Source organism: Microbacterium sp. CH-015, assembly GCF_049707015.1.
GTDB lineage: Bacteria > Actinomycetota > Actinomycetes > Actinomycetales > Microbacteriaceae > Microbacterium > Microbacterium aurum.
Genome location: NZ_JBNAFJ010000011.1, coordinates 1 through 22,140, shown reverse-complemented (window position 1 = coordinate 22,140; position 22,140 = coordinate 1). Strand labels below are relative to the sequence as shown.

Sequence of the window (22,140 nt, the reverse complement as noted above, 5' to 3'; positions counted from 1 at the left end):
CCTCAGCCCATCGCGCGGCGCAGCGTGAACCCGCGCGGGGATTCGACGAATCCGGCATCCCGCAGCGCGCGCCCGAGCGCCGTGCCGAACACCGGCTCGCCGCTGACCTGCTCGATCGTGATCGTCTCGAGGCGCCGGGCGCGAGCGGTTGCGGCCAGGCTGTGCGCGGCCGCCGCCTGCAGCTGCTCGTCACCGGTGAAGGTGAGCGCCGTCTTGCCACCGCGCTCCAGGTACAGCACCAGGGCGCCGTCGACGAGAGTCACCAAGCCGCCGGCCTTGCGGCCCGGTCGGTGCCCGCCCTCCTGCGCAGGCCAAGGCAGCGCGGCACCGTACGGATTGGCGGGATCGGTCGCGGCGAGGGTGATCGCCTCGTGCGGGGGCGGGTCGGGGAGGTTCGCGTACGTGCGCAGGCGATCGACCGTGCTGGATGCCGCGAACTGCGCCGCGCCCAGCTTCTCGATCACGTACCCGCGCCGGCAGTGCCCGGCCTCTTCGAACCCGCCGAGGATGCGGTACGCCTGCGCGAAGCCGCCCGGCATCCCCTCGGCCTGCACCGAGCCGCGCGTCACGACGCCGTATCGGTCGAGCAGCATGCCGGCGGCGGCGGTGGCCCGCACCGCGACGTCGGGTTCGGGGTCGGGCAGCAGCGCCCAGCGACCCCCCAGGCTGGGCGGTCGCGGGGGAGTGCTGCGGGTGGGGCTCGGCGCGGCACCGCGGTAGAGCCGAGCGCGCGGGGTGCGCCGCGCGGTGCGGTGCGCCTGCGATCCGCCGGCCAGCAGGGTCCGGATCGGCGCCAGCGTGTCGTTGGTGACCCGGCCGGCCCAGGTCAGCGCCCAGAGCGCGTCGATGACGTCTTGTTCGCTGCCCGCGCCCGTGAGCTGCTGCAGCTGGCTCGCGAAGTACGCGCCGCCGCCGGAAAGGTGGTGCACGATGGTCGCCTCCAGCGAGCCGGCCGTGAGTTCGTCCTCGGGCGCCGGCACCGTGAGGGGGGCGGCATCCGCGGGCTGCAGTGCGATCCAGCCGTCGCGCCCGGGAAGCGACCCGTGGCCCGACCAGACCACCTCGCCCGTCGCCGTCAGCTCGTCGAGCATGGTGGGCGCATAGTTCTTGACCCGACTCGGGAGGATGAGCGACTCCCAGGCGCTGGCGGGCAGTGGGACGCCGGCGAGCTGCTCGATGACCGACACCACCCCGTCGATCCCCTCGAGCGGGCGCGTCAGGTGCTGCCAGCTCGGCAGGAACCGGGCGAACGCGGCCGGCTCGACCGGCTCCACGCTGCCGCGGATCGCGGCGAGCGAGCGCAGCCGGATGCGGCGGAGCGCGGCGGTGTCGCACCACTCGCGCTCGTCGGCCGTGGGCGCCTCGACAGGCAGGAAGAACCCGCTCGTGACACGCCCCTGCTGCTCCAGCCGCTGCAGGGTCAGCCGGGCGACCGACACGCCTACGCCGAAACGGGAGGCGGCATCCCGCGCGCGGAACGGTCCGTGCGTGCGCGCATACCGGGCGAACAGATCGGCGAGCGGGTCCGCCACCGGCTCGAGGAACGCCGTCGGCAGACCCACCGGGAGCGCCACTCCGAGCGCGTCGCGCAGGCGTGCGGCATCCTCGATCGCGGCGAACCGCGGGATGCCGGCGACCGTGACGGTGATGGCGCGGCGGGATGCCACGAGGGACTCCGCCAGCGCGACGGCCTCGGACAGCGGGGGGTCCTGCCCTTCATCGGGCTCACGGCGACCGGAGTCGGGCTCACGGCGACCGGAGTCGGGCTCCGAACGCAGCCGGTCGGGCTCGGACCGTAGGGAGTCGCGCTCACGACGACGGGCGTCGGGGGGCTCGAGGCGGTCGGCGATCTCGGCGGCATCCAGCGGGCCGAGCATCCGCAGCAGGTCGGCGACCCCCTCGATTCCGCGGGCACCACGATCGGGGGCCAGGCGCTGCGCTTCGGCTTCGAACTGGGCGATGATGTCGGGGTCGAGGAGCTCGCGCATCTCGACCTTGCCGAGCAGCTCCGACAGCAGCGCCGGGTCGACCGACAGGGCCGCCGCCCGCCGCTCGGCGAGCGGGGAATCGCCCTCGTACATGAACGCGCCGACGTATCCGAACAGCAGGTCGCGGGCGTATGGCGACGGCTGCGCGGGCGTCGTCTCGACGAGCCGGATGCGGCGGTCGGCGATCTGCCGGGTGATTCGCAGCAGGGCCGGAACGTCGTACACGTCTTGAAGCACCTCGCGCAGGGTCTCGAGGATGATCGGGAACGTCGGATGGTTGCGAGCCACCTCGAGCAGCTGCGCCGCGCGCTGCCGCTGCTGCCACAGCGGCGAGCGGCGCCCCGGATTGAGCCGGGGCATCAGCAGCGCCCGAGCCGCGCACTCCCGGAACCTCGAGGCGAACAGCGCCGACCCGCCCACTTCGTCGGTGACGATCTGCTCGAGCTCGTCGGCGTCGAAGACGAACAGCTCCGCACCGGGGGGCTCGGCCTCGGCATCCGGAATCCGGGCGATGATCCCGTCGTCGCTGGCCACCGCGGAACCTTCGACACCCAGCCGCTCGCGGATGCGCGCGTTCACAGCGAGGGCCCACGGCGCGTGCACCGGCATGCCGTAGGGCGAATGCAGGATGACGCGCCAGTCGCCGACCTCGTCGCGGCCTCGTTCGACGGTGAGGCTGCGGTCGGTGGGGAGCGTGCCGGTGGCATCCTTCTGCTCGGCGAGATACGCCAGCAGATTGCCTGTGGCGTACTCGTCGAGTCCGTCTGCGGCCAGGCGGTCGCGCGCCTTCGGCGGGTCGGCGGATGCCACCTCCCGGCTGAACCTTCCGAGCGCCTCGCCGAGTTCGGCGGGCCGTCCGATGCCGTCGCCGTGCCAGAACGGCACCTTGCCCGGCTGGCCGAACGCGGGCACCACGTTGACGCGGTCGTGGGTGATCTCGACGATGCGCCAGCTCGTCGTGCCGAGGGTGAACACGTCGTTGACGCGCGACTCGTAGACCATCTCCTCATCGAGCTCGCCGACGCGCGCACCCGGGCCTTCGCCCACGGCGAAGACACCGAAGAGGCCGCGATCGGGGATGGTGCCTCCGCTCGTGACGGCGATGCGCTGCGCGCCGGGACGCCCGGTGATGATGCCGGCATCTCTGTCCCACACCACGCGCGGACGAAGCTCGGCGAACTCGTCGGACGGGAATCGCCCCGCGATGAGGTCGAGTGTCGCCTCGAACGCCGAGCGCGGCAGCGACCGGAACGGCGCCGATCGCCTGACCGTCTCGAACCAGCCTTCGACGTCGACCGGACCGATGGCCGCGGCCGCGACGGTCTGCTGCGCGAGGATGTCGAGCGGGTTCTGCGGCACCCGGATCGCCTCGATCTGACCGGCGAGCATCCGCTCGGTGACCACGGCCGTGTGCAGCACGTCGGAGCGGTGCTTCGGGAACAGCGCGGCGCGGCTGATCTCGCCGACCTGGTGACCCGCGCGGCCGATGCGCTGCAGGCCGGATGCTGCGGACGGCGGAGCCTCGACCTGGATGACGAGGTCGACGGCGCCCATGTCGATGCCGAGCTCGAGACTGGACGTCGCCACCACGCAGCGCAGGATGCCGGACTTCAGCTCTTCTTCGACCTGGGCGCGCTGCTCTTTCGAGACGGAGCCGTGGTGCGCCTTCGCGAGGACCGGCGGCGCTCCCGCGGTCGAGCCGGCCTGTGCCATCATCTCGGCCGGCACGGTCTGCTCGGCAAGTTCGATCCCGAGCCGTTCGGCGTAGATCTCGTTGAGCCGGCCGGTGAGCCGCTCGGCGAGCCGCCGAGAGTTGGCGAACACGATCGTCGAGCTGTTCTGCAGCACGCGGTCGACGATGGCCTCTTCGACGTGCGGCCACACCGAGCCCGTCATCTCGGTGGTCTCGGGCTGATCGAACCAGTCCGCCTCGCCCTGCTCGTCGTCGGATGCCGATTCGGGCGGCGGCGACCGGTACGCCGACGGGGCCGGCGGCGGGTTCGACAGGTCGTCGATGGGCACCACGACCCGCAGATCGAACGTCTTGGTCGCCCGCGGGGCCACGATCTCGACCGGCGCGGATCCGCCGAGGAACGACGCCACCTCGTCGATCGGCCGCACCGTCGCCGACAGTCCGATTCGCTGTGCGGGCGGGGCATCCGGAACCAGCGACCGCCGCAGCGCGTCGAGCCGTTCGAGGGTCACCGCGAGGTGCGCCCCGCGCTTGGTGGCCGCGACGGCGTGCACCTCGTCGACGATCACCGTGTGCACGTCGCGCAGCGTCTCGCCCGCGCGGCTCGTCAGCATCAGGTACAGCGATTCGGGCGTCGTGATCAGGATGTCGGGCGGAGCGGTGACGAGCTTGCGGCGATCGGATGACGTCGTGTCGCCGGAGCGCACGCCCACGCTCAGCTCGGGCAGGTGGATGCCGAGCCGCCGCGCCTGCTGCCCGATGCCCACGAGGGGCGAGCGCAGGTTGCGCTCGACGTCGACGCCGAGGGCTTTCAGCGGAGAGACGTAGAGGATGCTCGTGGTGCCCTTCGGCGCCCCGCGTCGGGTCGCGGACGCAGCATCCGGAACCGGCTCTTTCGCGGCCTTCTCGTGGAAGACCCGGTCGATCGCCCAGAGGAACGCCGACAGCGTCTTGCCCGATCCGGTCGGGGCGACCACGAGCGCGTGCTTGCCGGCCGCGATCGCCGTCCACGCGCCGCGCTGGGCGTCGGTGGGCGCGGTGAACGCCCCCCGGAACCACTCCCTGGTCGCGGGGCCGAACATGTCGAGCACATCACCCACCCCACCATCATGCCGAGGGCCGCCGACATCGGGGCGGGATGCCTCGGCGCCTACGCGCCCGGGGCGGCACGGCGCACGTGGCTGCGGGCGTGCTCCACGGCGGCGGGGAGGTCGTCGAAGAGGTGGTTCTCGTGCCGCAGCGCGGCGATCACGCCGACGCGCTCCGCCAGGCGCATGTGCCGGGTCTGGATGCCCTTGATCAGCACCGTCACGCCGCGGCGTTCCAGCGTGGTCACCAGGGAGCCGACCACCTGGGCGCCGGTGGCATCCAGCACCTGCAGCTGAGACATCCGCAGGATCACGACTTCGGCGTCGCCGATCTCGGCGACGCGGTCCAGCACCCGTTCGGCGGCGCCGAAGAACAGGGCTCCGTCCAGTCGGAACAGCGCGATCCGCTCGTCGCCGGGGTGGGCCGGGCCGGGCAGCTCCTCGCGGTGCACGCCGGCGGAGCGCGCGAGGGCCCGCAGGGCGAAGAATCCGGCCACGGCGATGCCGATGAGCACCGCATAGATGAGGTCGACGCTGACGGTGACGATCGCGGTGACGACGAACACGACGGCATCCGTGCGCGTGGAGCCGAGGACGCTGCGCACGGTCGCGATCGAGATCATGCGGCAGGCGGTCACCATGAGCACTCCCGCGAGGGCCGCGAGCGGGATCGTCCCGACGACTGCCGCGCCGACCGACACGATGAGCAGCAGCGCGAGCGCGTGCACGATGGCGGCGAGCCTGGTGCGCCCACCGGAGCGCACGTTCACCGCGGTGCGGGCGATCGCACCGGTGGCGGGCATCCCGCCGAACAGGCCGGCGGCGATCGATGCGAGGCCCTGGCCGACGAGCTCGCGATCGGCGTCGTACGGGCCGGTGTCCGAGATGGATGCCGCCACCCGCACCGACAGCAGGGACTCGATCGCGGCGAGGGCCGCGACGGCGACGGCCGGTCCGATGAGCCCGGTCAGGGTCGCCCAGTCGGTGCCCGGCAGCACGGGCGCGGGAAGCCCCGCGGGCAGTGCGCCGATCGTCGCGACCGGCAGCTGGAGCATCCAGCAGATCAGGGAGACGACCGCGATGGCGACGATCGACCCGGGGAACTGCGGGTGCAGGCGCGGGGTCAGCACCATGATCAGTGCGACCGCCGCGACGATCCCCAGAGTCAGGGCGACCTGCGGCCAGCTGATGCCGCCGAGCGACTCGAGTGCCGCGACGAACGCGTTCGAGCTCGGCCCCGGTTTCGAGCCGAGCGCGGCGGGCACCTGCTGCAGGAAGATGATGACCGCGATCCCGAGGGTGAACCCCTCGATGACCGGCCAGGGGATGTAGGTGACCGCACGTCCGAGCCGCAGCACCCCCGCAGCGAGCACGATGAGCCCGGCAAGGAGGCACACGACGGCGAGCACGCCGACCCCGTGCGCGGCGATGATCGGCCCGAGGACGACGACCATCGCACCGGTCGGGCCGGAGACCTGCACGTTCGAGCCGCCGAACACCGCTGCGACGACTCCGGCGATGATCGCGGTGATCAGCCCGCTCTCGGCGCCGGCGCCCGAGCTCACCCCGAAGGCGAGAGCGAGGGGCAGGGCGACGATGCCAACCGTGAGCCCCGCGAGCAGGTCGCCCCGCCATGTGCGACGCAGGTCGCGGTAGTCGGACGCCGCGGGCAGCAGGCGACGCATGCGTGCGCCGCGCCTGGCGGCGGCCTCTGTCGTGGGCGAGGTCACGCCGTCACGCTCGACGGGGTGTGGTCGGGGATCGCCGGCAGGCCGCTTTGTTCGATGAGCTGCTGCTGGGTGGTCGCGAGGATCTCGCCGAGCAGGGTGCGGGCCACCCGCAGCAGATCCGCGACCTGCGGGTAGGCGAGCCGGTAGAACACCTGGCTGCCGCGGCGGTCGGCCTCGACGAGCCGGTTGCGTCGGAGCACGGCGAGGTGCTGCGAGAGGTGGGATGCCTCGAGTGAAGTGGCTTCGATGAGATCCGACACCGCGACCTCGGGCGCGGTGGAGAGCACCTCGAGGATGCGGATGCGGATCGGATGCGCGAGGCCTTTGAAGAGCCCCGCCTTCACCTCGTACAGCGGACGGTTGGGATCGGAGAACACGAAACCTCCCCGGTATTGCGAATTGATGGATTCATCATATCGTGCGGGGACGGCACGGATGCCGTGACGGAGCGGTTGTCGGCCAGCCGGATCCAGGGTGGTGCTCTAGCATCGGGTCCGAGAGTCCCCGCGGGTCCCGGACCCGACGAATCCCCGCCTATGACGCAGAATCTCCGCAACCGCTCGCGCGGCGTCCCGTCCGACGTCGTCGACCGCCGTCGACGCCGCAGCCGTCGCGCGCGTATCGGTCTGCTCGCCACTGTCGGGGTCGTCGCCGCCTCCGTGGTGCTGATCGTGGTCTCGCTGTCGGGGGTCCCCACCGTCCTCACGATGCTTTTCGCGAAGCCGCCGCAGACGTACGGCTCCACGTCGTCGTCTTCGTCTGCGCCGGCGTCGTCGCCGATCTGGACCCCGGCTCCCTCGCCGTCCGGGTCGACCGGTGCGAGTGCGACCCCGACGCCCGGCGCAGGCACGCAGGCGCCGGTGGCCACGACGACGGCCCCTCCGCAGAACCCCGCCGGGGCATCGTCGTCCGCACCTGCGGCCACGTCGGCTCCGACGGTCGCGGCCTCCCCGTCGCCCACGGCGCCGGGCAAGAGCGGGTCGGCGCCGGGGCACACGAAGAACCCGGGCAAGAGTCCCAGCCCGAATCCGTGAGGCTGCGAGCCCCGCGCGGACGGGTCGGCCATTCGCCCGTCATGATGGGCGCAGGCCGACGCCGATCGTGACGAACGAGCGGGCCGGGCCGCCCGGGGCTCAGCCCAGTCGCGGGGTGCGGCCGGGCTCCGTGCGGCGGGGGTGGATCGCCTCGAAGGCGGCGGCGAGCTGCAGCAGCGCGGTGTCGTCGTAGGCGCGGCCCGAGATCGTGAGGCCCACCGGCATCCCGATGTCGGCCATCGTGCCCATCGGCACGGTCACGGACGGGATGCCGAGGTGGCGCGGCACGATGTTGCCGTTCGCCACCCAGACGCCGTTGCGCCAGCCCTGGTCGGCGGATGCCTCGTTCACGTCCATGTCGGCGGGGCCCACGTCGGCCATGGCCGGGTAGAGCACCGCGTCGAGTCCGAGGGAGTCCATCCACTGCTCGAGGTCGACCCGGCGGGTCTCTTCGAGGCCGCGCACACCCGCCTCCATGTGCGGGATGGTCGTGAGGTCGGTGACCGGGTTCGCGCGGAACAGGTCGGGCAGCTCGTTGATGTCGTCGTCGAACCCGGTGTAGCGGTCGGGCAGGGCGCCCGGGGGAGCGGGGAAGATCTCGGCTCCGTCGACCTGGGTCAGCGAATTCAGCGCCGGGTCGCCATTCGCGGCGAGGAAGTCGTTCCAGCTCCAGCCGCACAGTTCGATGACCTCGCTGCGCAGGAACTGCGCCGGAACGATTCCGCGCGTCGCGATGGTCGGCGCACCGGCGCGGTCGCCCTCGTAGTTGGTGACGGCGGGAAAGTCCACCTCGACGACCTCGGCGCCGGCGGCTTCGAGGTCGGCGCGGGCCTGGCGCCACAGGTCCATGACGGACTCGCGCGTCTCGACCTTGCGCCCGGTGGGCCCGCCGATTCCGGTGCCGGTGCCGGCATCCGGGTCCGCGTTGATGTACATCCTCGGGATGCCGAACCGCTTGCCGCGCAGGTCGGCGGGGGCCAGCCCGACGTATGACGAAGGCCGCACCTCGGACGCCTTGGGCAGTGCGACCCACGGCTGCATGCGCCAGAAGTCGCCGCGCGTGTTCGTGTCGTCGGCGACGACGACGTCGAGGATCTCGAGCAGGTCGGCCACGGTGCGCGCGTGCGGCACGACGACGTCCTGGGTCGGCACGAGCGGCCAATTGCCGCGCACCGAGATGACGCCGCGGCTCGGGCAGTAGGCGACGAGCGCGTTGTGGGATGCCGGCGCGCGGCCGCTCGACCAGGTCTCCTCACCGAGACCGAAGGCCGCGTAGGATGCCGCCGTCGCGGTTCCCGACCCGTTCGACGAGCCGGACCCGAAGGCAGAGGTCAGCCAGTCCGCGTTGTACGGGCTCTCGGCACGGCCGTACACGCCGCGCTGCATCCCGCCGTTGGCCATCGGCGGCATGTTGGTGAGCCCGAGGCAGATCGCGCCGCCGGCGCGCAGCCGCTCGATGGTGAACGCGTCGCGCTGCGCCACGAGGTCTTTGAAGGCGGGAGAGCCGGATGCCGCGGTCAGCCCCTTGTGCAGGTAGCTGTCTTTCGCGGTGTACGGGATGCCGTCCAGCGGGCCGAGCAGCTGCCCGGCGGCGCGCCGGGCGTCGGATGCGGCGGCTTCGTCGAGCGCGGACGGATTCGGCACCACGACGGCGTTGAGCCTCGTCTCGGTGTCGGGACCGTCATAGGCGGCGATGCGGGCCTGGTAGGCCTCGACGAGCTGCACGCTCGTGACCGCGCCCGACTCGAGCGCTGCGCGCAGGTCGGCGATGGACGCTTCGACGACGTCGAACATGTCAGGCTCCCGATTCGTCGGTCTGCGCGGTCGTGAGCGACGGCTGCTGCTGAGTGATGCAGTGGATGCCGCCGCCGCCGGCGAAGATCTGACGGGCATCCACCGTGACCGCGCGGCGGTTGCCCGGGTAGGCGGCCTCGAGGATCTCGCGCGCCTGGGCGTCGCCCTGCTCGTCGCCGAAGCCGCACGCGATGATGCCGCCGTTGACGACGAGGTGGTTCACGTACGAGTAGTCGACGAAGCCCTCGTCGTCGCGGATCGTGGCGGGCGCGGGCAGGTCGATGATCTCGAGTTCGCGACCCATGGCATCCGTCTGCCCGGCCAGGATCGCGCGCAGGTCGCGCGACACCTCGAAGTCGGGGTGCTCGGGGTTGTTCTGCTTGTGCAGCATGACGGTGCCGGGGCGTCCGAACGCGGCGACGATGTCGACGTGGCCGTTGGTGCCGAAGTCGTCGTAGTCGCGGGTGAGGCCGCGGGGCAGCCAGATCGCCTTCGTGATGCCGAGGGTGCGGGCGAGCTCGGCCTCGACGCGGGCCTTGTCTGCGTAGGGGTTGCGGCGCTTGTCGAGCTGCACCGTCTCGGTGAGCAGGATCGTGCCCTCGCCGTCGACGTGGATGCCGCCGCCCTCGTTGACCAGCAGTGAGCTGACGAGCTCGGAGCCGACGATGCCCGACACGAGACGGGCATGCTCGGCCGATTTGGCGAAGTCGGACCAGCCGCGATCGCCCCAGCCGTTGAAGGTCCAGTCGACCGCGCCCAGGACGCCGGGGCGCTCGTCGTCGACGACGAACGTCGGGCCGTGGTCGCGGAACCAGAACTCGTCGACGGGGGCCTCGAGGATCTCGATCTCGGAGCTGAGCAGGGCGCGCGCGCGGGATGCCTGCTCGGGGTCGACGAGCATGGTTACCGGCTCGAAGTCGATGATCGCGTTGGCGACGGCGCTCCAGGCCTCGAAGTAGCGCTCTTGCTCTGCGGCATCCTCTCCGGTGGTCTGCCCCACATTGGGGAATGCCATCCAGGTGCGATCGTGTGGGGCGCCTTCGTGCGGCATCCTCCAAGCCATGAGCGGCTCCTCTTCTTCGAGACAGACGGGCGTGCCGTCAGCGTATCCGTTTCGGGTGATCCCGACCATGCCCGGTCGAGATATTGACTTAGAGGTCAATATAACAGGTGCGGGTGGCGGCCGTCTACGGTGGATGCGTGACCGCATCGCCGCCCGCCCGCCCGCGCGCCGGCCGCAAATCGCCGGCCGAGCGCGCCGACGAGGTGCGCGCCGCCGCCCGGGACATCGCCCGGCGCGACGGCCTGGTCGCGGTCACGCTGCGCTCGGTGGCCGAGCGGGTCGGGGTCGCCCGCACCCTCGTCGTGCACTACGAGCCGAACATGGAAGCCCTGGTCGCGGCCACCTTCCGCGCGATCGCCGAAGACGAGCTCGTCGAGATGCGCGCACTGACGGATGCCCGGCCGACGGCGACCGACGCGCTGCGCGTGCTCACGCACACGCTGCTCGAGACCGGCCGCGACGAGGTCTCGTCGCTCTGGTCCGAGGCCTTCGTGCTGGGCCGGCGCAGCCCGGCCCTCGAAGACGCTGTGCGCGACCTCATGGACCAGTGGCAGGCGTTCGTGGTCGCCCTCATCGAGCGCGGCATCCGGGCGGGGGAGTTCCGCACCGACGACGTGCCCACGGTCGCGTGGCAGTACATCGGCATGATCGACGGGATCAACTCGCACGCCCTGGTGGGCTACGGCGCCGCAACCGAACGCGGCCGTCTCGTGCGTCACGCGATGGAGCACGAACTCGGACTCGCGCCGGGGTCGTTGCGCTAGGCCGACGTGGAGGCTCGCCGCGGGTGAGTTGTGGCGATCACATGACGTCTTGCAGCGCGGTGATGCCGTCGCCGAGCGTGACGCTGATGAACATGGCGGGGATCGCCATGAGAGCTCCGGCGGCGCGGGCGCGGGAAAGGATACCGCGTTCTCCACGGCCATCGATCTTGTCGCTGATGCGACTGATGTGGTTTTGCAGAGTCTTCGGCGAGATGTACAGGCGGGTGCTGATCTCCGCGCGGCTGGCGCCCGTCGCTAGGGCGGCGATGATCTGCAGTTCGCGTTTGGTGAAGCTGGAGGGGAGCCTGCTGTGATCCAGCGCCTGGATCGTCGTTGGCCGCAGCATGCCTGAGGTCCGTGCTTCATCCATTGCGGACTGGATGTCACGGCCCAGCCGTCGGTGAAGCGATGTGGCGACGGTGACGGGGTCGAATTCGAGCCGCTCGACGAGGATGGGGAGTGCGCAGTCGAACAGGAGCCGGTTGGCTTCCAGCGCTGCGGTGGTCCCGGTTCCCGAGTTGAGGAATCGCACGATCGCGGCGCGGAGGTCGCTGGGTTCGGGCGCGGACACGGGGCGTCCGTTGAGTTCAGCGACGACATCGTGCACGATCAGCTCCGCGCTGCGACGGCGCTCGGCACGGGCGTCGTCGGTCGCCGCGAGCGGGTGTCCGCGACACTCAAGCACAGCCACGTAGCTGTTGCCGACTTCCACGCCGAGACTGTCCGATGAGTGTTCCATCACTGACCTCAATTCCCGCAGTCGGCGCGGTAAGAGTACGTGACGGCCGCTCGTTTACAAAATGCCGGGTCGTGATGGGGAACTCGCTTGCTGCGGTTCCTCCGAAAGTTGGGAGTTTTTCTCTCATGCGCTCGAGTCTGGGAGGAATTTATGCTCATCGCATGGTTCTGCCCAGACGTACTCTCGCCCCCTTCGCCGCGGCTTGCGCACTCGCTGTGACCTTGGGGGTCGTGCCGCTGGCTTCCAGTGCCGCGCAGGCGGACGCCTCCGCGACCGCCCCAGCGACGCTGTCGGCGCCGGATGAGTCGACCGCTGCTGCGTTGGCACAGTCTGAGGGGCATGCAGTCCGTGTGGATGCCGAGACGACGTCGTCCACGAGTGTCTCGGCGGAGCCCGATGGCACGCTGCAATACGAGGCTGATGCTCTGCCGGTGCGCACCCGGCGCAACGGCGCGTGGGTCGACCTCGACGAGACTCTTGCCGCGGATGCCAGCGGCATGCTCGCGCCCCGTGTGGCATCGGTTCCCGTTCGGTTCTCGGCTGGTGGCTCGAATGTGCTGGACCAGGTGCAGACGCCGAACGGTGCCTGGATTTCGGAGACGTGGCCGTTCGGCAACCTGCCGACCCCGAGTGTGTCCGGCGACACGGTGACCTACAAGGATGCTCTGCCGGGTGTCGATGTGCAGTTGACCGCGACCGCGGCGGGCATGTCGAGTCTGCTGGTGGTCAAGACGCCGGATGCGGCGGCGGATCCGCGGCTTGCGTCGTTCCGTCTGAGCGAGCACGGTGCCACAGTGCAGCCGGCGGCGTCCGACACGATGGTGGCGACGACCGGCGACGGCTCGACGCTGACCGCGGGTTCTCCGCTGTGGTGGGATTCGTCCGAGGGCGGGGACCGTCAGGGGCCGGGCGGCAATGAGCCGGACCGGCCGGTCGTGCACACCACGGACTCCACGGGCATGACGTTGAACGTGGGGGACACCGTCGCAGCCGCGAGCCCCACCTATCCCGTGTTCGTCGACCCGGATTGGTCGTCGGGGATCACTTCGTCGTGGTACACGGACAAGGCGTACCCCTCCCAGTCGTATCTGACGGCGGCCGAGTCGGACGTCTTGCGTGTGGGCATCTACGCGCAGTACGAGTCGCACATGTTCTTCCAGTTTCCGATGACGGCGCTGGCGGGCAAAGAGGTGCTGGATGCCTCACTGGACATGACCCAACTGTCGCTGGATGCCTGCCCGACGAACGCGATCGTGCTCGAGATGTATGGGCCGCAGACCGCCGGCTTCACCTGGAACGGTGAATCCGGGGTCTGGCACGGATCGCTCGGTTCGAAGACGCCGGGCAGCTGCTCCAGCCCGAGTTCAAGCGTGGCGGTGGGCTGGGATGTGACCTCGGCTGTGGCGTCACGGGCGGGGCAGTCCGACATCCAGTTCGGGTTGAAGTCGGCGTCCTCAGCACAGTCGCGTCGCCACTTCAGCCGCGCCGCGAAGCTCACGGTGAGCTACGACACCCCGCCGAACAAGCCGTCGAGTCCGACCTTCGTCAGCCCGGTGCGATCGTGCGGCACGACTGTGGCGACGGCGGCTTTTCTGAATTCGAGCGCGAAGTTGACGTTCCGTGTGAACCAGACCGACCCCGATCCGGGGAACGTCGCAGACGACTTCTACGTGAACGACGTGACGCTCGGTACGCAGATGATCAAGCACACGACCGCCTTGCAAGCTCAGGGTGCGATTTCCTGGACGTACGACGGCCCTGCGTTGACCAACACGCATATGTACGCGTGGAAGGCGCAAGGCTCCGACTACAAGTACACGGGGGTGTCGACGTCGTGGTGCTACTTCCGGGTGGACAACAACGCGCCCGCCGCACCTTCAGCGGGCCCCGAATTGGGATACACCGGCGTGAAGATCGGTCTGCCGCTCACTGTGCCGCTCACTGCGGGATCTGCGGATGTGGCGGGGCACGAGTACTGGATCCAGCGGGGCGGTACAGACACGGCCGCATCGGTGCCGGTGTCACTGGCGCCAGCCGATGCGCTGCCCGCATGCAACAGCCGCCAGGGCCGTGCGACCTTCGTGTGCGTGTCGACGACGTCGATCTCTGCGGCTGCGATCGACGACGAGTCGGTTCTGTGGGTCGCGTCGTATGACGCTGCGGGCAACATGTCGCCTCCCACAGCGGTGGCGCTCTACAACAACGACGGGTCTCCTGCGGTGTTGGCGCATTCGGCTCCGGGCGAGATTTGGGCGTTCCACAATTGGCCGATCAGTTCGATGACCGCGCCGTTGCCGTCCTCGATTCCCGATGCGAACACGTCGACTGTCACAGGGACCTCAGGAGGGAAGGGCTTGAACGCCGGCGCGAGCATGATCGGCGCGGACTCGGCGAAGTCGGGGAGGTCGATCCCCGTGCTCGAGTTCGATGGAACTGTTTCGGCGGCGACCACGGTGGCCACCACGAGCCAGGCGATTGACACTCTGGCGAGCTTCACGGTCTCGGCCTGGGTGAAGCCCGCATCACCGACGGGCACGATGACGATTCTTGCGGAGTCGGGTTCGTCGCGCCCCGGATTCGTCCTCGAAGATGTCGCCGGCAAGATGACATTCTGCATGCAGCCTCAGACGGGCTCGTCGACGGACTGTGTGACGCGGGGGAGCGTGTCGCCGATCGGCACCTGGACGATGGTGACCGGCATCTGGGACGCGGTGAACCAAGAGATGCGCCTCATCGTCGATGGACAGGAGGTGGTCGCACCGCATGTGCCGCCGTCGAATGACGCGTCGGCAACGGGCGCGTTGACCGTCGGATCGGCGCTTGTCAGCTCAGCACTGGCGAATCCCTGGAATGGCGAGATCGTCGACCCATTCGCGATCCAGGAGGTCTCGGACATGGGGACCCTGAACACGTTGTACGGAGCATTCTGATGAGCACTCGAGAGCCGCGTCGTACGCGTTCCCTGTTCGCCGCCCGCGCGGTGAAGGCTGTCATGACTGTGACAGCGACGGCTGCCCTGGTCGTGGGTATGTCGATGCCGTCGACTCCCGTCTTCGCGTCGGTTGTGGCGGCGTCCGCGACACCAGCACCGAAGTTCGGCAGACCGGTGACGACCCATCATGCGACGAAGGCGGCAGCCGCGGCGGCGGCGTCGTCGACCACCGAGCCCGCTGTCGCGACCGACTGGGTCGCGGGCGCCTCGTCGGTGACGACTCCGAGCGGCGGCGCGCACAGTCATCTGTCGACGAAAGCAGTCCGCGGAGCGGCCTCGGCGAGTGTGGACGGCGCCTGGCAGAAGGCCGGCAGGTCTGCCCTCGAGGTGGCCGCCGCATCCGCGCCGGGGAAGTCGCCGGCGGGCAGTGTGCTGGTCACGGTGTTGAGCACGGCCGAGCGGGCGAACGCGCACCTGTCGGGGCCGGCCGTGTCGATCGCACGCACCGACGGCAAGAAGACCGCGGCACCGGTCGCGGTGAAGATCCCGGCGTCGGTGCTGGACGGCACATTCGGGGCGGACTACGCGTCGCGCGCGCAGTGGGTGCAGACACCCGCCGTAGCGGCCGGGCCGGACAACGCACGGCAAAGCGCGCCGGCGACGCCGGTGGCCCAGACGACGGACGTCTCTTCGGACAGCGTCGTGGTGACCCCGATGGTGGCTGGGACGGCCGTGCTGCTGGCGGCTGCCGCGGCCCCTGTGGCGGCGAATGGCACCGGGAATTTCGCGGCGACGCCGCTGAGCACGGCGTCGAGCTGGGATGTGACGCCGCAGACGGGTGACTTCTCGTGGCAGTACGCGATGCGCACCCCACCGGCCGCTGCGGGCCCCGAGCCGTCGCTGGCGTTGAACTACGACTCGCAGTCGGTGGACGGTGAGACCGGGTCGACGAACAACCAGCCGTCCGCGATCGGCGAGGGCTGGAACCTGTCCGCAGGCGGCTTCATCGAACGCAACTATGTCTCCTGCTCGCTGGACGACACCCCGGTGACCACCTCGGGGGACATGTGCTGGAAGTCCGACAACGCCACCATCTCGGTGGCGGGACACTCCGGGCTGCTGGTGAAGGACAAGACTTCGGGCGGGTGGAAGCTGCAGTCCGATGACGGGTCGAAGTTCGAGCACCTCGTCGGTGCCGCCGCGGGATGTGGCGCCGCGAACGGCACCTATGACGACGACTGCTGGCGGATGACCACCCGAGACGGCACGAAGTACTACTTCGGAATGAACGAACTGCCAGGGTGGGCGACAGGGAAGGCGGCCACGAACTCGGCATGGACCGTGCCGGTGTTCGGTAACGATGCGGGGGAGCCGTGTCACGCGTCCACGTTCGCAGCGTCGTCCTGCGTGCAGGCATGGCGGTGGAACCTCGACTACGTCGTCGATGTGCACGGAAACGCCGAAGCGCTCTACTACGACGCCGAGACGAACAAGTACTCCCGCGGCGGCTCCACCGTGGTCACGTACACGCGCGGCGGTCAGCTGGCCCACATCGACTACGGGCTGACGTCAGCGACGGTGTACGGGACGAACGCGGCGGACGACAAGGTCGTGTTCGGGTACGACGCGTACGGCCGGTGCAGCGACAGCGCGCACACCAACTGCACGAGCGAAGCCATCACCGCTGCCGCCACGGCCCCGGCGCATCCGACGTATTACCCGGATGTCCCGTTCGACCAGCTGTGCACAGGGACCACGTGCACGCAGAAGTCGCCGTCGTTCTTCACCGACGGGATGCTCGACACCGTCACCACCCAAGCCCTCGTGGCAGGTGCATATCAGACGGTCGACACGTGGACCGTAAGCCACTCCTTCCCCGCGCCGGGTGACAGCACGAATGCGGCGTTGTGGCTGACGCAGGTAGTGCACAAGGGCACTGCCGGACTGTCGGCAATCAGTGAGCCGGCGACGAAGTTCTCCGGTGTGACGATGCAGAACCGGGTGTGGGTGAAGAACGGCCTCGCCCCGCTCGACAAGTGGCGGATCTCGTCGATCACGACCTCGCTGGGCGGGGTGATCAGCGTGAACTACTCGGCGCAGCAATGCACCGCCACGACGGCGCCGACCATCGAGGCATCGCCGTGGTCGAACACGAACTGGTGCTTCCCCGCCTGGTGGACCCCGGACGTGCTGGGCGCGCAGACCCCGCAGGAAGACCTGTTCCACAAGTACGTGGTCACGTCGGTGATCGCGAACCCGAAGACCGGAGGCGCGCTGGACGCCACCCAGGAGACCGACTACGTCTACGGGACGCCACGCTGGCGATACGACAACTCGCCGTTGACTCCGACCAAGCAGCGCACCTGGAACCAATACGCCGGCGTCGACACCGTGCAGACCCGGGTCGGAGACCACAGTGCTCCGGCGAAGCAGCAGGTCACGGTCGACACCTACTACCAGGGCATGAACGGCGACCGGGTAGGCACGTCCGGCGGCGCCAAGACCGTCAACGTCACAGGCACGTCCATCCCGGACTCGCTCTGGTTCGCGGGGCAGGTGTACGAGGAGAAGACTCTGCTCGGCGTCGGCGGCGCGACCCTGTCCGACACGATCAACACCCCGTGGGCGTCCGCGGTCACGTCGGATGACGGCACGAACACAGCCCGTATGACCAACGTGGCCGACACCATCACCACCGAGCCGGTTGCCGCAGGAGGCAACCGGACGAGCGAGACGCAGACCACCTTCGATGGCACGTACGGATACCCGCTGACGGTGTCCACGATCCATTCGGACGCGCCCGACACGTGTGCGACCACGTCGTACACGGGCGCGAACACGTCGGCGTGGATCATCGGGTTGCCGAAGGAAGTGCAGACCATCGGCCTCGCGTGTGCGGACGCCGGGTCCGCGCAGTTCCCGAAGGACCTCCTCGGCGACACCCGCACCTACTACGACAACGCCGCCCTCGGCACCGTCGGGGCCAAGGGCGATGTGACCAGCACCAGCGAGGTCGACTCGTACTCCGGCACCACCCCGAACTGGGTCACCGCGTCCACAAGCACCTATGACGCCCTCGGCCGGGTGCTGGTCGCGAAGGACGTCCTCGGGCACACCACCACAAACGCGTACACGCCGGCCGACTCGTCGGGCCCGTTGACGAGTGAATCGGTGACCAACACTCTCGGCTGGAAGACCACCACCGCGTTCAACCCGGCCTGGGGTGCGGAGACCTCCTACACGGACCAGAACAGTCACGTGACCACGGCCGTGTATGACGGGCTCGGCAGGCGCACGCAGGTGTGGCTGCCGCAGCACACCCAGGCCGCGAACCCGTCCTCCCCGTCGATGTCGTACGCGTACACCCTCTCGCAGGCCGCGGCGAATGCGGTCGCGACGACGACGCTCGGCTCGGGCGGCAATGACGTCAGCTATCAGCTGTTCGATGGCCTCGGGCAGCCCACGCAGACGCAGGCTGTCGCGGACGGGGGCGGCACGATCGTCGCCACCACCGGGTACGACACCGCCGGCCGGGTGAACTGGCACGACAACGCGTACTGGACCACCTCGGTGAACCCCTCTGCGGTGCTCGCCGTCCCGACCAGTGAGACCACTATTCCCTCCCAGCAGCGCACCACCTTCGACGGCGCAGGCCGCCCGACCGCGGTCGCGACCTGGGCGACCGGGACGGAACGTTTCGAGACCGACACCGCCTACAAGGGCAGCGACGAGGTCGACACCACCCCGCCGGCCGGGGGCACCGCGTCGAGCGTTTTCACGAACAGCGCCGGAAGCAAGACGAAGCTCGTCCAGTATGCGGGCTCCAGCATCACCGGCACTGGTCAGGCGACTGCGTACGGGTACGACGCGGCTGGGCGGATGACCACGATGACCGACCCCGCCGGCAACGCGTGGTCGTGGGGCTTCGATCTGCTCGGTCACCAGACCACGGCGAAAGACCCCGACACGGGCACCACCGCGTCCACGTACGATGACGCCGGCAACCTGCTGTCCACCACGGACGCCCGCGGCCAGCAGCTCACCTACACGTACGACGCGCTGAATCGCAAGACCGCGGAATACTCCGGCACCGCGTCCGGGAGTCTGCTCGATTCGTGGACGTACGACACGCTGGCGAAGGGGGATTTGACCTCGTCGTCCAGCTACACGGGCTCGACCGCCGGGACTCCGGGCGCTGCGTACACGACGACGGTCGGTGGGTATGACGCCGCCGATCAGCCGACTTCGACCACGATCTCCATCCCGGCTGGTGCTCCTGCGTTCGGTGGCACGTCGTACACGGTGAGCTACACGCGCGGTGCGGATGAGGCGGTGACGGCTCAGTCGGAGCCGGCCGTGGGAGGGCTCGCTGCCGAGACGATCGGCACCGCGTACACCGCGGATGGTCGGGTGTCGTTGACGACGGCGACGGGCCTGTCGATCGCGGCTGTCTACACCCCGATCCGGCAGCTCGGAACGGTCACGCGATCGGTGCCGCCGCCACCGTTCCAGTCACCGCAGTACACGGCGTACTCCGCGTACGGATACGACCAGGGCACCGGGGCGCTCTTGAGCATCCAGGACAACGCCACCTTCAGCGGTGCCGGGCATTGGGTGGCGCAGCGCACGTATACGCGTGACAACGTGGGCGACATCACCCAGTCGACGACGACCGCGAACTATCCCTCGACGGTCACGCAGGTGAACTGCTACTCGTACGACGGGTACGGTGAGCTCACCCAGGTGTTCACCCCGGGTACCGGGTCGACCTGCGCGACGACCCCGTCGACATCGGTGCTGGGCGGCCCGGCGCCGGTGTGGGACTCGTACACGTACGACACGAAGACCGGTGACCGCACCGGCGCGACCGTGCACGCGACGACCACGTCCGGCACGGATGCCACCGCCACGTACTCGTACCCGGATGCCGGTGCGGCGCAGCCTCACGCGGTCACCGCCGTGACGGGCGCGGGTGCGCCGGGGGCGGGCTCGTACGGGTACGACCCGGCGGGTAACACGACGTCTGCGCCGGGTCAGACGCTCACGTTCGACGAGCAGGGGCGCCTCGCCTCCGACACCGCGTCGGGTGGGACGCTGATGAACGTCTATGCCGCCTCGGGGACGCTGCTGCTGCAGACCGACCCGGTGCAGGGAGCGTCGCTGTTCCTCGGAGACACGGTCCTGCATCAGAAGGGCACCGACCCGGTGGGCGCGGTCCGCACCTACTCGACCCAGTCGGGAACCCCGGTTGTGGAACGGTCCGCGGTCACCGGCGGGGCGGTGTCGATGACGTGGCTGTTCACCGATGTCGACGGCAGCGTCGACGTGCAGACCGACGCGACGGCGGGCACGACGAAGGACTCGTATCGGGATCCGTTCGGCAACCCGCTCGCCGGTGCCGGGGTCTGGGGAGACGGCAATGGGTTCCTCAACCATCCTGCTTCGACCGGTACCGGGCTGACGTCGCTCGGGGCGCGGTTCTACGATCCGGCGATCGGCCGATTCGTCAGTGTCGACCCGCTGCTGGAGAAGGCGGATCCGTTGCAGGTCAACGGGTACGGGTACGCGGGCAACAGCCCGATCACGAACACGGACGCGACGGGCCTGTGCGCGAACTACGCCACCGGCGTGATGACGATGAACGCCAACTGCGCCGGCGGGCACGGAGCCAACAAAGCCGACGCAGACACGGTCAACAAACACACGGCTGTCGCTGCGGCGATGACGTCTCGAGCCGACTACATCGCGAAGCCCTTCTCGTGGGCAACGCCAACCCTCATCCGTCAGATGCACGCCACCTACCAGCAGGCAGTCGTGGGGGCAATCCAGTTCGGCTACATGGCAGGGCAGATGTCGGCGTTCCTCGGCGCCAGCCGATCCATGCTGAACGGGGAACTCAGTTGCGCAATGACTGCATGTGAGGAAGCAGAGACGACTTGGCTCGGCGGCGGCGGCGGCGAGGGAGAAGATCTCGCGCCGCTCCCAGTGGGCGCTGGGATTCTTGTCGAGCCCGACAATATCGTCACAGCGTCGACCCTGGGTGGCGTGCCAGCACGGCTCAGTCGGGATGCTGCAGTGTCCCCGAACGCACCTGACGTGCGAGGGCTGGAACGCCCCGTAAGCAGCAGCATTCAGCAGAATGCGTTCGTCCAGGCTCGCATCGAGCAGCTTGACCAGATGGGCGCAACCGGAATGCGAGTGAATCAACAGCAGGTCAACGAGGCAGGTCAGCGGGTGGGAATCAACCGACCCGACCTGCAGTACACACTTAACAATCAGAGGTACTACGAGGAGTTCGATGTGCCATCATCGAACCGGGGCCCGGCGCACGCCGAGAGGCTCATCGCCAACGACCCGAATGGGATCGTCAACCTCTTCACGGTGCCATGAACGATGACAGCATTGCTCTCGCGGACGAACTGTTCGCGCCAATTACTTCCGCGATCGGTTTCCTAAACCTTGGCCTCCATGACGCCGCCGCTGTACTCGGGGGGTGGCGTCGGGAGCTCTACGGTCGTGCGACTACAGATGTATTCGACGGTGGTCTCGTTGACAATGTCACGAGGCTGGATCCCTTGACGATGGGGAACCGTCCACGGGAATTGCTGGTGCAAACTTCGAACCCCGAGTGGACTGCATACTTCGATTGTCTATACGGCGGCACAGATCCGTACAGTTCGGTTGCAGTGATGTCGCGCAGGGCGGGCGTTCGAGGACTAGCGGTGACTGCGAGACCGATGATCACGACCAACGACGCCCGACCTTGGGGGTCACGGAAGCTCGAGGTTTTCGGTCCAGGCGGATCTGGGCCCCGCAGCAGCATCCGACATATTGGTCTCGTACAGGACGGCTCCAGATGGCACTTCGACTTGAGCGGCGAGCCTCTGCCGTGTGAGGATCTTGACGCCTACAAGCGGCGTCGCGTGCTGGACCGGTTTACGGGGAGCATGCTTGAGTCGTATGCCCGAGCATTGGGCTTGGACGCATTCGCTCTTGAGTTCTACCGTGGGCCCAGCATCCTTGTCACGAGCGCTGCTCCCGTCAGGCCTGGGGATGCAATCTCGCTCGCAGATCGACGCAAACAACTTGGCTACGAAGACTGATCTGGGCCACCCGCGGTCAAGCGCGGTCGATCGAACAAGCTCTGATGGCGGGGAATCCAGGCTTCGAGAACAAGATCAACAGTATCTCCCCGACGCACTCGTACTACGATGACGCCAAGAGCTGGGGCGAAGCCTGGCCTGACTCGTGCCACTTTTGGTCTGGGGAGTCGTTCGGGGCCTTGTGATCGTTGATTTTCCGGGGTTCCGGGTGT

10 protein-coding genes are annotated in these 22,140 nt (G+C 69.2%); 4 read left to right on the top strand and 6 right to left on the bottom strand.

Annotated features, from left to right (window positions below):
* Nucleotides 1–2: 2 nt before the first annotated feature.
* The 3 genes from ACPYN4_RS13480 to ACPYN4_RS13470 are packed head-to-tail and all read right to left on the bottom strand — an operon-like array spanning nucleotide 3 to nucleotide 6,876.
* Entirely contained in the window at nucleotides 3–4,781 is a 4,779-nt protein-coding gene (locus tag ACPYN4_RS13480; RefSeq protein ID WP_239282352.1) for an Lhr family ATP-dependent helicase, read from the bottom strand.
* A gap of 50 nt (nucleotides 4,782–4,831) precedes the next feature.
* Nucleotides 4,832–6,454, bottom strand: a complete 1,623-nt coding sequence (locus ACPYN4_RS13475; protein WP_239282370.1) for a SulP family inorganic anion transporter — start codon at nucleotides 6,452–6,454, stop codon at nucleotides 4,832–4,834.
* A gap of 41 nt (nucleotides 6,455–6,495) precedes the next feature.
* Nucleotides 6,496–6,876, bottom strand: coding sequence for an ArsR/SmtB family transcription factor (locus ACPYN4_RS13470; RefSeq protein ID WP_239282354.1), 381 nt, complete (start codon nucleotides 6,874–6,876; stop codon nucleotides 6,496–6,498).
* Between the two features lie 159 nt (nucleotides 6,877–7,035).
* On the opposite strand from ACPYN4_RS13470, the gene ACPYN4_RS13465 reads away from it, so the two are divergent.
* Nucleotides 7,036–7,533, top strand: coding sequence for a hypothetical protein (locus ACPYN4_RS13465; protein WP_239282356.1), 498 nt, complete (start codon nucleotides 7,036–7,038; stop codon nucleotides 7,531–7,533).
* Between the two features lie 99 nt (nucleotides 7,534–7,632).
* Here the strand turns inward: ACPYN4_RS13465 and ACPYN4_RS13460 are convergent, their stop codons facing one another.
* Both ACPYN4_RS13460 and ACPYN4_RS13455 read right to left on the bottom strand, forming a co-directional pair.
* Complete coding sequence (locus ACPYN4_RS13460; RefSeq protein WP_239282358.1) at nucleotides 7,633–9,327, bottom strand: amidase; 1,695 nt, start codon at nucleotides 9,325–9,327, stop codon at nucleotides 7,633–7,635.
* Nucleotide 9,328: 1 nt separating this feature from the next.
* A complete protein-coding gene (locus ACPYN4_RS13455) occupies nucleotides 9,329–10,390 on the bottom strand; it encodes an agmatine deiminase family protein (protein WP_239282360.1) in 1,062 nt (353 codons plus the stop codon).
* 137 nt (nucleotides 10,391–10,527) lie between these two features.
* Here ACPYN4_RS13455 and ACPYN4_RS13450 point away from each other — a divergent pair, with 137 nt between their 5' ends.
* Nucleotides 10,528–11,154, top strand: a complete 627-nt coding sequence (locus tag ACPYN4_RS13450) for a TetR/AcrR family transcriptional regulator (RefSeq protein ID WP_239282362.1) — start codon at nucleotides 10,528–10,530, stop codon at nucleotides 11,152–11,154.
* Nucleotides 11,155–11,191: 37 nt separating this feature from the next.
* Here ACPYN4_RS13450 and ACPYN4_RS13445 read toward each other — a convergent pair whose 3' ends face one another.
* Nucleotides 11,192–11,866 carry a helix-turn-helix transcriptional regulator gene (locus ACPYN4_RS13445; protein WP_239282364.1) on the bottom strand — a complete coding sequence of 225 codons (675 nt, stop codon included), beginning with the start codon at nucleotides 11,864–11,866 and terminating at the stop codon, nucleotides 11,192–11,194.
* A 188-nt stretch (nucleotides 11,867–12,054) separates the two neighbouring features.
* Here ACPYN4_RS13445 and ACPYN4_RS13440 point away from each other — a divergent pair, with 188 nt between their 5' ends.
* Together ACPYN4_RS13440 and ACPYN4_RS13435 are read left to right on the top strand one after the other, a co-directional pair.
* Nucleotides 12,055–14,823, top strand: coding sequence for a LamG domain-containing protein (locus ACPYN4_RS13440; protein ID WP_239282366.1), 2,769 nt, complete (start codon nucleotides 12,055–12,057; stop codon nucleotides 14,821–14,823).
* The gene (locus tag ACPYN4_RS13435; RefSeq protein WP_424446668.1) at nucleotides 14,823–21,215 is read left to right on the top strand and encodes an RHS repeat-associated core domain-containing protein; all 6,393 of its coding nucleotides are present in this window, start codon (nucleotides 14,823–14,825) and stop codon (nucleotides 21,213–21,215) included. Before ACPYN4_RS13440 ends, ACPYN4_RS13435 begins: the two co-directional genes overlap by 1 nt.
* The last annotated feature ends 925 nt before the right edge of the window (nucleotides 21,216–22,140 follow it).

What these genes read in the sequence shown, in the direction of transcription:
- ACPYN4_RS13455 (WP_239282360.1), bottom strand. Translation starts at nt 10,390, where the DNA reads ATGGCTTGGAGGATGCCGCACGAAGGCGCCCCACACGATCGCACCTGG.
- ACPYN4_RS13440 (WP_239282366.1), top strand. Translation starts at nt 12,055, where the DNA reads ATGGTTCTGCCCAGACGTACTCTCGCCCCCTTCGCCGCGGCTTGCGCA.
- ACPYN4_RS13435 (WP_424446668.1), top strand. Translation starts at nt 14,823, where the DNA reads ATGAGCACTCGAGAGCCGCGTCGTACGCGTTCCCTGTTCGCCGCCCGC.
- ACPYN4_RS13475 (WP_239282370.1), bottom strand. Translation starts at nt 6,454, where the DNA reads ATGCGTCGCCTGCTGCCCGCGGCGTCCGACTACCGCGACCTGCGTCGC.
- ACPYN4_RS13460 (WP_239282358.1), bottom strand. Translation starts at nt 9,327, where the DNA reads ATGTTCGACGTCGTCGAAGCGTCCATCGCCGACCTGCGCGCAGCGCTC.
- ACPYN4_RS13465 (WP_239282356.1), top strand. Translation starts at nt 7,036, where the DNA reads ATGACGCAGAATCTCCGCAACCGCTCGCGCGGCGTCCCGTCCGACGTC.